This is a genomic window from Amycolatopsis sp. NBRC 101858, from assembly GCF_030269325.1.
In the GTDB taxonomy this organism is placed as follows: Bacteria; Actinomycetota; Actinomycetes; order Mycobacteriales; family Pseudonocardiaceae; genus Amycolatopsis; species Amycolatopsis ponsaeliensis.
In genome coordinates this window covers 1,455,723-1,468,002 of record NZ_BSTD01000002.1, presented here as the reverse complement: position 1 = coordinate 1,468,002, position 12,280 = coordinate 1,455,723, and the positions used below count along the sequence as shown (strand labels likewise).

The 12,280-nt window shown below is 72.5% G+C and carries 12 protein-coding genes; 8 read left to right on the top strand and 4 right to left on the bottom strand.

Annotated elements, in window-relative coordinates:
* Window positions 1–54: 54 nt before the first annotated feature.
* Complete coding sequence (locus QSK39_RS19905; protein WP_285479253.1) at window positions 55–663, bottom strand: TetR/AcrR family transcriptional regulator; 609 nt, start codon at window positions 661–663, stop codon at window positions 55–57.
* Window positions 664–744: 81 nt separating this feature from the next.
* On the opposite strand from QSK39_RS19905, the gene QSK39_RS19900 reads away from it, so the two are divergent.
* Window positions 745–1,896 carry an FAD-dependent oxidoreductase gene (locus QSK39_RS19900; protein WP_285479252.1) on the top strand — a complete coding sequence of 384 codons (1,152 nt, stop codon included), beginning with the start codon at window positions 745–747 and terminating at the stop codon, window positions 1,894–1,896.
* Window positions 1,893–2,513: a DUF3159 domain-containing protein gene (locus QSK39_RS19895; protein WP_285479251.1), complete on the top strand. Its 621-nt coding sequence runs from the start codon at window positions 1,893–1,895 to the stop codon at window positions 2,511–2,513. The genes QSK39_RS19900 and QSK39_RS19895 overlap by 4 nt, the downstream gene beginning before the upstream one ends.
* 7 nt (window positions 2,514–2,520) lie before the next feature.
* Here QSK39_RS19895 and QSK39_RS19890 read toward each other — a convergent pair whose 3' ends face one another.
* Complete coding sequence (locus QSK39_RS19890) at window positions 2,521–3,252, bottom strand: SDR family NAD(P)-dependent oxidoreductase (protein WP_285479934.1); 732 nt, start codon at window positions 3,250–3,252, stop codon at window positions 2,521–2,523.
* A gap of 101 nt (window positions 3,253–3,353) precedes the next feature.
* Here QSK39_RS19890 and QSK39_RS19885 point away from each other — a divergent pair, with 101 nt between their 5' ends.
* Complete coding sequence (locus tag QSK39_RS19885) at window positions 3,354–4,193, top strand: helix-turn-helix transcriptional regulator (RefSeq protein WP_285479250.1); 840 nt, start codon at window positions 3,354–3,356, stop codon at window positions 4,191–4,193.
* Between the two features lie 7 nt (window positions 4,194–4,200).
* On the opposite strand, the gene QSK39_RS19880 is transcribed toward QSK39_RS19885, so the two are convergent.
* The gene (locus QSK39_RS19880) at window positions 4,201–5,025 is read right to left on the bottom strand and encodes an alpha/beta fold hydrolase (RefSeq protein WP_285479249.1); all 825 of its coding nucleotides are present in this window, start codon (window positions 5,023–5,025) and stop codon (window positions 4,201–4,203) included.
* 178 nt (window positions 5,026–5,203) lie between these two features.
* Here QSK39_RS19880 and QSK39_RS19875 point away from each other — a divergent pair, with 178 nt between their 5' ends.
* Entirely contained in the window at window positions 5,204–7,357 is a 2,154-nt protein-coding gene (locus QSK39_RS19875; RefSeq protein ID WP_285479248.1) for a DUF6351 family protein, read from the top strand.
* 9 nt (window positions 7,358–7,366) lie between these two features.
* On the opposite strand, the gene QSK39_RS19870 is transcribed toward QSK39_RS19875, so the two are convergent.
* A complete protein-coding gene (locus QSK39_RS19870) occupies window positions 7,367–8,287 on the bottom strand; it encodes a MurR/RpiR family transcriptional regulator (RefSeq protein WP_285479247.1) in 921 nt (306 codons plus the stop codon).
* Window positions 8,288–8,358: 71 nt separating this feature from the next.
* On the opposite strand from QSK39_RS19870, the gene QSK39_RS19865 reads away from it, so the two are divergent.
* From QSK39_RS19865 to QSK39_RS19850, 4 genes are read left to right on the top strand one after another with little or no spacing between them, the layout of a single operon-like run.
* Window positions 8,359–9,255 (top strand): transporter substrate-binding domain-containing protein, encoded by an 897-nt coding sequence (locus QSK39_RS19865; protein ID WP_285479246.1) that lies wholly within the window; start codon window positions 8,359–8,361, stop codon window positions 9,253–9,255.
* A 2-nt stretch (window positions 9,256–9,257) separates the two neighbouring features.
* Window positions 9,258–10,103, top strand: a complete 846-nt coding sequence (locus QSK39_RS19860) for an amino acid ABC transporter permease (protein ID WP_285479245.1) — start codon at window positions 9,258–9,260, stop codon at window positions 10,101–10,103.
* A complete protein-coding gene (locus QSK39_RS19855; protein ID WP_285479244.1) occupies window positions 10,100–10,864 on the top strand; it encodes an amino acid ABC transporter ATP-binding protein in 765 nt (254 codons plus the stop codon). Before QSK39_RS19860 ends, QSK39_RS19855 begins: the two co-directional genes overlap by 4 nt.
* 16 nt (window positions 10,865–10,880) lie before the next feature.
* A complete protein-coding gene (locus QSK39_RS19850) occupies window positions 10,881–12,023 on the top strand; it encodes an NAD(P)/FAD-dependent oxidoreductase (RefSeq protein ID WP_285479243.1) in 1,143 nt (380 codons plus the stop codon).
* Window positions 12,024–12,280: the final 257 nt, after the last annotated feature.

Below are 12,280 nucleotides of genomic sequence, written 5' to 3'. Positions count from 1 at the left end.
AGCCGACGCGAACGCCGGATGGCCTGCCGGCGTCGGCTTCCTTACGTCGCGCGCTTACGACGGTGTGGCCCGGCCGGTCAGGCAGTGCTGCACGAGGGGCCCGAACGCGGCGACCAGCTCGTCGACCGATGCGGACGCGATCGGCTCGATGCGCGCGATGTACCGGGCCACCGCGAGCCCCAGGATCTGGACGTCGACCATGCCCGCCCGCAGCCGGGCGTCCGGCGTGCCGAGCAGGGCCGCGAGCCGCCCGGTGATCTCCCGGTCGATGAATTCGCGCAGGAGCGCCTCGGACCGCGGGTCGGTGGGAGCCGACCGGGTCAGCGTCACCAGCGGCAGGTGGTCGGACCGGTCGAGGTTCTCCACGAGCGTCCGGACGATGCGCTCGCCGAGGGTGCCGAGGTCGCCGGCGAAGAGCGCCTCGAGGGCCTGCGGGACGTCGCCTGCCATGTCGGTCACGGCGCCGAACAGGCCTTGTTTGGTGCCGAAGAAGTAGAACACCATCGCCGGGTCGACGCCCGCGGCGGTGGCGATCGCGCGCACGGTCGTGCTGCCGTAGCCGTGCTCGTGGAACAGCTCGCGGGCGACCTGCAGGATCCGCTGCTTGCTCTCCGCGCCGGACCGCCAGCGTCCGGGGCGGCTGCTGTTGTCGTGCTCCGTCATGACCGCCGAAGCCTAACACGCTTTCTTCATCGCCTGGTGGAGTTTTGCGGGAACGCGCCGTACGGTGTTCTTCATCAGGCGATGAAGAATGGGGATGAGGGCATGCGGGTGGTCGTGGTCGGAGCCGGCCTGGGCGGGTTGACGCTCGCGCACGGGTTGCGCCGGGAGGGGATCGACGTCGTGGTCTACGAGCGGGACGCCGCGTCCGGGCGTCCGCAGGGCGTCAGCCTGCACGTCGACGAGCGCGGTGCTTCGGCGTTGCGTGCGTGCCTGCCGCCGGCACACGCCGCGATGGTGGAGGCCACCACGGGCGGACCGCGCGAGCAGACCCTGACACTGTCCGATGTGGACGGAGAGCTCGCCGTCACGGGTACCCGGCCCGCCGACGGCACGGCGGGCCGGGCGCGGCCGGGCCGGCAGGTCCACCGGCCGCTGCTGAAGGAGGTGCTGCTGACCGGCCTGGGCGACGTGGTCCGGTTCGGCGCCGAATGCACGCGGTTCGAGCAGCGCGCCGACGGCACGGTCGGGGTGTGGTTCGCCGACGGCCGCACGGACACCGCCGACGTGCTGGTCGGTGCGGACGGCATCGGGTCGGCGGTGCGCCGCCGGTACCTGCCCGAGGCGCGGGTGGTGGACACGGGACGCCGGATGATCATGGGCGCGACGCCGCTGCGTGCCGTGCTCGGTACCGGGGTGCCCGGCCTGATCGGCGACAGCCCCGCCGCCGCGCACGTGCGGGGCACGACGATGGTGTTGGGCGTGCTGCGGTTCACCGAACCGCCCGTGCCCGCGCGGCGGCGGTGGCTGCCCGACCTGCGCCCCGGCGCGGTCGCCGAGCTCGAGGACTACGTGATGTGGGCCTTGCCCGTCACCCGGGAGCGGCTCGGTCCGGCCACGGCATGGCGCCGGGCCGGGGACCTGGCCGCGGACCTGCCCCCGGCTCTCCGGCTGGTCGTCGCCGAGGCGTGGCCGGAGGTCACAGTCGCGCTGCGCATCGGGACGATCCCGCCGATCCCGGCCTGGCCCGCGAGTCCCGTGACCGTCCTCGGCGACGCCGTCCACCTGGCCCCGGGGTTCGGCGGCAACCTGGCGCTGCGGGACGCGCACCACCTCGGCGACGCGCTGGCCGGGGCGTACCGCGGCCGGGCCGGCCTGCTCGACGCGATCGGCGCCTACGAGGACACGATGCGCCGCGGCAGCTTCCCGGCGGTCGGTGCGGAGGCGGGCAGATGAGCCTCGGCATGCTGACGCAGCGGTCGCTGTCGTGGTTCGACGCGGTGGGCGGGTGGCGCACCGTCGCCGAAGGCGTCGTGTCGCGGGCGCTGTTCCTCGTCGCGTACCTGGTGACCGGGCAGGTGCTGCCGGCCGCGCTGGTCGCGGTCGGCGGGGTGGCCGTGCTGGCCGTGGTGCGGATGTGCACCGGCGGCAAGGCCTGGCAGCCGGCGATCGGGGTGCTCGTGGTCGGGGCGTCGGCGTTGCTGGCCGGGAGCACCGGGCACGCGGTCGACTTCTACCTCTCCGCCGTCCTGCTGCAGGCGGGCGGCGGTGCGCTGTTCCTGGTGTCGCTGCTGGTGCGCCTGCCGCTCATCGGGGTGGTGCTGGGCGCGGTGCGCGGCGAAGGCTTCGCTTGGCGACGCGATCGACGGCAGCGGCGGCGCTATTCCCTGTGCACGGCGGTGTTCCTGGCGAAGTTCGCCATCGCCACCGCCGTGCTGGTGCCGCTGTACGCCGCCGGACTGGTGACGCCGCTCGGCATCGCCGCCACGGTGCTGGGCGGCGCGCCCGCGGCCGGCGGCTGCGTCTACGTCTGCTGGCGGATCCTGCGCGAAGACCCGCCGAGCGACCGGTAGCGCGGGCTCAGACCGCGGTGCCCCCGGTGACCGGTAGCACGACGCCCGTCACGAAGGACGCGCGGTCGCTCAGCAGCCAGGCGGCCGCCTCCGCGATCTCCGCCGGCTCGGCGGCGCGGCCCAGCGGGGTGTTCGCGACGATCCGGTCGATCACCCCGGGGTCGTGCCGGTTCCAGTCGTCGACCATCTCGGTGAGCGTCAGGCCCGGGGCGATCGCGTTGACCCGGATCCCCGCCGGGGCGTAGGTGACGGCCGCGGACTCGGTGATGCTGTTCACCGCGCGCTTGGCGGCTCCGTAAGCGGGCAGCGCCGGGTTGCCGATCAGGCTGCCGACGCTGCTGGTGTTGACGATCGCCCCGCCGGCGGTCATGGCCTTCACCTCCGCGGAGACCGCGTAGAAGACGCCCTTGAGGTTCACCCGCAGCACGAGGTCGAAGTCGTCCTCGGGGAAGTCCGCGATCGGGTGCGGGGGCACTCCGACGCCGGCGTTGTTGAACGCGACGTCGAGCCGTCCGTGGCGGTCGAGGACCGTCGCCACGGCCCGCTCGATGCTCGCGGTGTCACCCAGGTCGGTGACGACGTAGGACGAGCCGGGGATCTCGTCGGCGAGGTCCTTCAGCGCGGCTTCGGTGCGGGCGGCGAGCACGACGGTCGCGCCTTCGCGGGCGAACAGGCGGGCCGCCGCGGCCCCGATGCCGCGGCTGGCCCCGGTGACGAGCGCGATCTTGTCGGTCAGCATTCCGGTGTGGGTCACGATCTCCACCGTGCGCCCGCGGCGCGGCCGCAGGCAGGCCCTGGCGATACCTGGCAGGCCCGCCGCCCCGGGGTGACACTCGAAGCATGGACAAGCACGAGCTCGGCCGGTACCTGCGATCGCACCGCGAGAAGCTGACGCCGGAGACGGTCGGGCTGCCGGTCGCCGGGCCGCGCCGGACGCCGGGCCTGCGCCGCGAGGAGGTGGCGCAGCTGGCGCACATCTCCACGCAGTACTACACGCGGCTGGAGCAGGCGCGCGGCCCGCACCCGTCGCGGCACGTGCTGGCCGCCCTCGGCCGGGCGCTGCGCCTCAACGACGCCGAGCGCGCCCACCTCTACACCCTCGGCGGCCAGCAGGCCGAGCCGCCCGGCCCGTCGGCCGACGTCCCGGACCGCATCCTCGACCTGATCGAGCGCCTGCCGCACACCGCGGCCGTCGTGCTCGACGCCCGGTACGACGTCCTGGCCTGGAACCCGCTCGCCGCGGCGCTGCTGGAGGACTTCTCGGCCCGGCCGCGCCGGGAGCGCAACATGATCCGCCGCTACTTCCTGGACCCCGACCCCGCGCGCCGCCACTACGGCATCACCGACGCCGACGGCGCGTTCGGCCGCTTCGCCGCCGGGCACCTGCGCGCGGCCGCGGCGCGGTACCCCGGCGACCACGCCACCCAGGAGCTGGTCCGCGAACTCCTGAGCAGCAGCCCCGAATTCGCGGCGTTGTGGCCCGACCCGGAGGTCTCCGACCACCGCCGTCTGGCCAAGACGATCGAGCACCCGCAGCTGGGCCCGATCACCCTCGACTGCGACATCCTGCTCGTGCCGGAACGCGACCAGCACGTGGTGCTGTTCACCGCCGAACCCGGCACCCACGCCCACGAGCAGCTCCGGCTGCTCGCGGTCATCGGCACGCAGCAGCTGACCTGACCCCGGCTCAGTGCCCGGCGTGGTCGAGGGCGGCGACCTCGCGGACGGCGCCGGCGATGGCCCGGAAGTCCTTGCGCAGGATCGCGCCGTGGTTGCTCGCGACCTTCGCGCTCACCTCGATGCGCGGGTTGCGCGCGGTCACCGCGTCGAGGCTGGTGCGGATCCGTTCCTGCTCGTCGCCCCGGCTGCCCAGCGACGTGCCCGACGCGACGACGTAGCGCGTCGGGACGGTGATCCGGTCCAGCACCGGGCCCAGCTCGCGCTCGCGGGAGATCACGCCGACCTCGATGTTGCTCTCGGCCTGCTGCGCGGCGGTCATCCGCGGGGCGAGACCGGTGGGGCGCAGCAGCGGCAGGAACCAGCCCATCCGCTTGAACAGCTTGCGGATCCGCTGCTCCATGGCCTCGTCGAGCCAGTCGTACGGGAACGCGCCGTCGACCAGGACCGCGCCCACCGCCCGGTCCGGGTTCCGGCTCGCCCAGTGCGCCCCGGCGAACGCCCCGTAGGACCAGCCCACCAGCAGCGGCCGCTCCACGCCCCGCGCCGCGAGCACGGCGTCGATGTCCCGGACGGCGGCTTCGAAGGAGTAGTCGGCCGAACGCTTCGACTTGCCGCGGGCGCGCTCGTCGTAGGTGATGTGCCGGAAGCCGGGGCCGAGCTCGGCGATGACCCGCTTCCAGTAGCCCTGCGTGGCGAACTGGCCGTTGAGGTAGACGACCGGGACGCCGGAGCCGCCGGTGTCGGTGACGGCGAGTGCCGTGTCGTCGACCGGCACCAGGCCGGTCCAGGTCGAGGTGGTCGAGGCGGCGGGGGAAGCGCTGTTCGTTGTCATGCCACCGAGTCTTGGCGGCCCGCCTGACACCGCCCTGACGCTGCTCTGACACAGCGGGGTCGCGGTATTTCGGGTTCGCCTGAGCCGGAACCGGATGTTGTTCCCGCCGGGCCGCAGGTGCTATACCGGCACCTGCGGTGTCGCGAGGACGCGACGCCACAAGCGAGCGGAGTGGCTGGTGGCGAACCGTACCTTGCGCTCATCCGTCGTCGTGGCGGCCCTGACCGCGCCCGTCCTCCTGGTGGGGACCGCGAGCGCGGTGGCCGCTCCCGGCGCCGCACCCGGGCGGCAGCTGACGATCGAGACGGTGTCGAACCCGCGGCCCGCGCTCGTCAGCGGGGGACAGGTCCTGGTCAAGGTCGTCCCGCCGGAGCGGACGCGGGTCACCGTCAGCACCAACGGGCACGACGTCACCTCGAGCTTCCGCGCCCAGCCGGACGGCAGCCTGCTCGGCCTGGTGACCGGCCTGCGCGACGGTGCCAACGACCTGAGCGCCCGGACGAGCGGACGCGGCCCGGACCGGCGGGCGAACCTGCGCGTCACCAACCACCCGATCACCGGGCCCGTCTTCTCCGGCGCGCAGCAGCGCCCGTTCTACTGCGAGACCCAGGCGTTCGGCCTGCCCCCGGCGGCGCAGCCGCTCTGCAGCGCGCCGACGCAGGTGAGCTACCAGTACAAGACCACCGCCGGGGCGTTCGCGCCGCTGGCGGACCCGGCGGCCCGGCCCGCGGACCTCGCGACGGCCACGGTCGGCGGGCACGCCGTGCCGTACGTGGTGCGCGTCGAGCGCGGCACGATCGACCGGGCCGTCTACGAGATGGCGGCGCTCTACGACGGCACGCCGTCGCCCGTCACGCCGGACAAGAGCTGGAACGGGAAGCTGGTCTACACCTTCGGCGGCGGCTGCAACGCGGGCTACCACCAGGGCAACGCGACCGGCGGGGTCGTCAACGACCTGTTCCTGGCCCAGGGCTACGCGGTCGCGTCGTCGAGCCTGAACGTGCTCGACAACAACTGCAGCCCGATCATCTCGGCCGAAGCGGCGATGATGGTCAAGGAACACTTCGTCGAGACCTACGGCCCGGTCGCCCACACCATCGGCTGGGGTGGCTCGGGCGGGGCGATCCAGCAGTACGACATCGCCGAGAACTACCCCGGCATCGTCGACGGCATCATCCCCGGCGTCTCGTTCCCGGACCCGCTGACCGTCGGCGGCCCGGTGTCGGACTGCCGCCTGCTCGACCGGTACTTCGCCGGGCCGGGCGCGTCGTTCACCCCGGCGCAGAAGCAGGCCGTCGCGGGCTTCGCCAGCTACGACACCTGTGTCTCGTGGGACCAGACCTTCGCCAGCCGCGCCACCGCGACCGACAGCTGCAACGCGGCCATCCCGGTCGCGGCGCGGTGGGATCCGGTGACCAACCCGCGCGGGGTGAAGTGCAACTCGAACGAGCAGCTGGCCAACCAGATCGGGCGGGACCCGAAGACCGGGTTCGTGCGCAGCCCGCTGGACACCACCGGCGTGCAGTACGGCTTGGCCGCACTGAAGGCCGGGACGATCACCGCGGCGCAGTTCGCCGACCTCAACGCCGCCATCGGCGGCCTCGACTACACCGGAAAGCCCGCGCCGCAGCGGATCGCGGCCGATCCGAAGGCGCTGAACGCGGTGTACGCCGACGGCCTCGTCAACTCGGCGTCGCAGGGCTTGCGGGAAACGCCGATCATCGACCAGCGGACCGATCTGGACTTCGCCGGGTTCGGCAACGACATCCACACCACCGAGTGGTCTTACGTGATGCGGCAACGGCTTCTGCGGGCCAACGGCACCGCGGCGAACCAGGTCATCATCGAAAACCACCCGACCGCGGCCGAAGCCGCGGCCGCCAGCGTCTACGAACTGGGCGCGATGGACCGCTGGCTGACCGCGATCGACGCCGACGGTTCACACCGGAGCCGTCAGCAGAAGGTGCTGGCGAACCGGCCGGCCGATCTCGGCGACGGCTGTTACCTCTCCGCCGCGTCGCGGGTCACCGAGAAGCTGACGTACCCGGCGAGCGGCCAGTGCGGCGTGCAGTACCCGGTGGCGGCCAACACCCGGATGGTCGCCGGGGAGAGCCTGGCCCTCGACGTGCTGAAGTGCCGGCTGAAGCCGCTGGACTTCCGCGACTACCCCGTCGCTTTCACCGCGGCGGACCGGGCGCGGCTGCGGTCGGCGTTCCCCGACGGCGTGTGCGACTACAGCCGTCCGGGCGTGGGGCAGCGTGCCCCGATCGGGGCCTGGCTGAGCTACGGCGACGAACGGACCGGCACCACCCCGCCGACGAAGGTGCGGTAGCGCTCGCCTTCAGCTCCCGTCGGTTCCGTTGCCCGGCAAGGAGATCTTCGCCGCGATCGACGGGGTCAGCGGCACGTCGAGGCTCCCTTCGACGAGCTCCGTCCGCAGCCGGTTCGTGGCCTTCCAGCCGTCGAGGGCGCGGGCCGGGTCGGCGGCCGACACCGCCAGGAGCAGCGCGTCCACGAGGAGGAGCTGGCACACCAGGCCGCTGGGCAGCGAGTTCTCCGTCGACGGCGTCACGAGCACCGTGTCCACCCGGTCCGCGAAGTGGCTGGCCAGCATCTCGGTGATCAGCACGACCGGGCAGCCGATCCGCAGGGCTTCGCTGATCGCCACGTCGTGCTCGCGCACGTGGCGCAGCGGTGCCACCAGCACGAGCGCGGAGTCCGGCCGCAGCTGGCCGAGCTCGTCGGCGAAGTTGTAGCCGGTCAGGCCGGTCACCGTCGCGATCCGGCCGATGCGGCGCAGCCCCAGAGCCAGTGAATCGGCCACCGGCAGCGCGGATCCGTAGCCGACGACCAGCGTGTTCGCCGCCGCGGCGAGGGTGGCGGCCGCCGCTTCGAACGTCTCCGGGGGGACCGACCGGGGGAGGGCCTGGACGAGTTCGGCCGCGTCCAGGCTGATCTTGGCCAGCAGCCGGCCGCCGTCGTCGGACCGGGTCAGGTGGTCGGCGAGGGTCTGCTCGGGGTCGCGGACCGGGTTGAGCACCGCCGCGGCCGCGCGGCGCAGCTCGCCGAGGCCGCCGAAGCCCAGCTGCTTGACGGTCCGGATGACCGTCGCGTCGCTGACCTCCGCGCGCCGGGCGATCTCCTGCGCCGAGAAGACCGACGCTTCGGCCGGGTGGCGGGCGAAGAAGTCGACCACCCGGAGCCCGCCGGCGCTCAGCTGGTCACGGACCTGGGCGATGCGTTTCGTGAGCGTGGGTTCCATCTAGTCCCCACTAGACATTCTCGATTTCATGAAGTACACACTACATCACCCTGATGGGCGGAGGTAGTGACATGCCACGGACACCCCGGTTGCTCGCGGCGATCCTGGTCCCGATCCTGGCTGCGACCGGCTGCGGGCTCGGCTCGGCGGGCGCCGCCGACCCCGCACTGGTCACCCGGCCCCACGGCCGCTGCGACCCGGCGATGACCGCGGCCCTGCCCGCGCCCGTCCGCGAGCGCGGCGCGTTCCAGGTCGCGATGGTGCCGGACACACCGCCGATGGCCTACTACGCCGAGGACGACGCGACGATCGTCGGCTTCGACCGCGACCTGAGCCAGGCCATCGCCGACGTCTTCTGCGTCGGCACCGACCCGATCCCCACCAACATCGACGCGGTCGTGCCCGGGCTCGCCGCCGGGCGCTACGACCTGGTGCTCGCCTCGCTCAGCCCGACCGACGAGCGCCGGAAGAAAGCCGACTTCGTCACGTACTACAACGGCGGGCAGGGTTTCCTCGCGAGCCACCGCACGAACTTCGCCGTGAACACCTACGCCGACCTGTGCGGCCGCGATGTCGGCGTCGTCGTCGGGTCGGTCCAGCAAGGACAGCTGGACCAGGCAGGCGACACCTGCGCCAAGGCCGGGCGGCCCGGCTGGCGGATCAGCCTGTTCCCCAACGGCAACGCCGCGGTGCTCGCCCTGCGCAGCAGCCGCATCGACGTCCTGTACTTCTCCATCTCGCTGACGCAGTACGTCGCAAGCCGGTCGCCGGACCTGTTCCGGCTGGCCGGCCGGTACAAGCGGGCGATCGTGGCGCTCGGGCTCAAGCGGGACTCGCCGCTGACCGGCGCCGTCCACGAAGCCGTGCGCCGCCTGATGGCCGACGGCACCTACCGCGCGATCCTGGGCAAGTGGGGCCTCCAGGAGAACCACCTCGACACGACGGAGATCCTGAAAGGACGGTCCTGAGCATGGTTTCCCTCGACAGCGGCACGGAAACGCGGATCCCGGCCCGCATTCTCGGCCGCCGGAAGTACGGCACGTGGATCGCCGGCGCGGTCGCCGCGGCCCTCGTCGCGCTCGTCCTCACTTCAGCTTTCACGAACGAGAACTTCTCCTGGCCGGCGTTCGGGCACTACCTCTTCAGCCCGTCGCTCCTGCTCGGGCTGGGGCACACCGTCGAACTGGCGGTGATTTCGATGGCGCTGTCGATCGTCCTCGGGGTCGTCCTGGCGATGATGCGCCAGTCGGCGAACAAGGTGCTGACGACGGCGGCGGGCGCGTACGTCTGGGTCTTCCGCGCGACGCCGCTGCTCGTGCTGCTGCTCCTGCTCTACAATCTGGCCGCGCTGTACCCGGAGCTTTCGCTCGGGACCCTGGTCTCGGTGGACACGAACACCGTCATCACGGTGGCCGGAGCCGCGATCATCGGGCTCACCCTGCACGAATCGGCCTACTGCGCGGAGATCTTCCGCGCCGGGCTGATCTCCGTGGGACGCGGCCAGCGCGAAGCGGCCGAGGCGCTCGGGATGCCGGGCATGCTGGCCCTGCGCCGCATCGTGCTGCCGCAGGCCATGCGGGCGATCGTCCCGCCGTTGACCAACCAGTTCGTCAACGTCGTGAAGACGACCTCGATCGTCAGCGTCATCGCGATGCCGGAACTCCTCTACAGCGCCCAGATCATCTACGCGCGGACCTACGAGACGATCCCGCTGCTCCTGGTCGTGACGTTCTGGTACCTCGTCATCACCGCTCTGCTGACCGTCGCCCAGCGACGCGTCGAACGGCACTTCAACCGCGGGGAGGCGGGCCTGTGACCACGTCGGCGATCGAGATCCGGAGTGTGCACAAGCGGTACGGCGCGCTGGACGTCCTGCACGGGGTCGACCTGGTCGTCCGGCCCGGCGAGGTCGTCTGCCTGATCGGTCCTTCGGGGTCCGGGAAGAGCACGTTGCTGCGCTGCATCAACAACCTGGAGAAGATCCAGGCGGGCTCGATCCTCGTGGACGGCGGCCTGGTCGGCTACCGGTGGGCCGGCGACGACCTGCAGGAGACGACGCCGCGCCAAGCCCGCCGCGCCCGCCGGGACATCGGGATGGTGTTCCAGCAGTTCAACCTGTTCTCCCACTTCACGGTGCTGCAGAACCTGATCGAAGCGCCGGTCCGCGTCCTCGGCGTACCGCGGCGCGAGGCCGTCGAGCGCGCCGACGTGCTGCTCGCGAAAGTCGGGCTGTCCGACAAGCGCGAGAGCTACCCGGCGCAGTTGTCCGGCGGGCAGCAGCAGCGCGTCGCCATCGCCCGCGCCCTGTGCATGAAACCGAAGCTCATGCTCTTCGACGAACCCACCAGCGCACTGGACCCCGAGCTGGTCGGCGAAGTCCTCGACGTCCTGCGCGACCTGGCCGCGGAGGACCTGACGATGGTCATCGTCACGCACGAAATGGGGTTCGCCCGCCAGGTCGCCGACACGATCGTCTTCATGGACCAGGGCCGGATCGTCGAACGGGGACCGGCCGCCCAGGTCCTCGACGCCCCGCGCGAGGACCGTACCCGCCGTTTCCTCGAGCGGGTCGGCTGAAAGGGAGGAATCGCACGTGCAATCCGTCGAGTACGCCGTCATCGGGGGTGGTGTCGTCGGCACCGCCACCGCGTGGAACCTCGCCCGCCGCGGCGCGGAAACCGTGCTGCTGGAAGCGGACGAGCTCGCGTCCGGCGCGTCGGGCGGCCCCGGTCGCCGGGGCGTCCGGGCCGGGGGAAGGGACCTGCGGGAGCTGCCGCTGGCGCGGCGCGCGATGGAGCTCTGGCCGGAGCTGGACGCGCTGCTCGGGGCGCCGACCGGCTTCCGGCGCAACGGCCTCCTCAGCGTCTACGACGTCGAGGTCGCCGGGGTTTCGGGCTGGCAGAGCGTGCCCGCCCGGGCGCAAGCGCAGCAGGCCGCCGGGATCCCGTGTTCGATCGTCGACCGCGAAGAGCTGGACGAGATGCAGCCGGGCCTCGCCGACGGCATCCGGGTCGCGCTCTTCACCCCCGAAGACGGCACGGGCGACCACCCGGCGACGACGAGGGCGTTCGCCAAGGCCGCCGGCGAACTGGGTGCGCCCATCCTCGAGCACACGGCGGTGACCGGGCTGGTGCCGCACCCCGGCGGCGCGGTCACGCTGCGCCTGGCCGAGGGCGACGAGCTGCGCGTCACGCGCGGGGTGGTCCTGGCGGCCAACCGAGCGGTGCCGCGGCTGCTCGCGGACTCGTCCGGCCTGAGCCTGCCGGTGTGGGAGAAGGCCACGCAGGTCACGTTCGTCGCGCCACCACCGGATTTCGCGCTGAACCACCAGGTCGGGCACACCCGGCGCTCGCTGTCGGTGAAGCTGACCGACGAGGGCCGGGTGATGCTGTCCGGCGGGCGGCCGGGCGGCTGGGACGCGGCGACCGGCATCGGCACCCCCGACCCGGCAGTCCTGCGCGCCACCCTGGCCGACGTGGCCGCGACGATCCCGGCACTGGCCGGCGCCGAGGTGCTGGCGGTCGACAACAGCCGCGCCGACACGAGCACCATCGACCTGATCCCGGTGATCGACCGGGTACCCGGCCCCGGCGCGGTGTTCGCGGCAACGGGCTGGAGCGGCCACGGCTTCGCACTGGCCCCGGCGGCCGGCGAGGCGCTGGCGAGCTGGGCCCTCGACGGAGAGCGCCCGGAAGCGCTGCGGCCGTTCACTTTCGAGCGGCTGGGGGTGGGGTAGGAGAGAGTCCGCGAGCGTTCGGGGCGCAAATGACGGTGGGTGCCGTGCTCGGCCACTCGCTCGATCAGAGTCGAGACAATTCCACAAAGGACAGTCAATCGGTCGCCGACCTGCGAGGAATCGTCGGTCGGCCCTTCCGGTCGCGTTAGTGGTAATCCGGATTTCATCCGTCCGGCAACCCGGGCCGGCTGACCGTTCGCCGCACTTCGAAACCGAGTCGTGATCTCTGTTGGCAAACCGAGTAGTGTTCGGGCTCC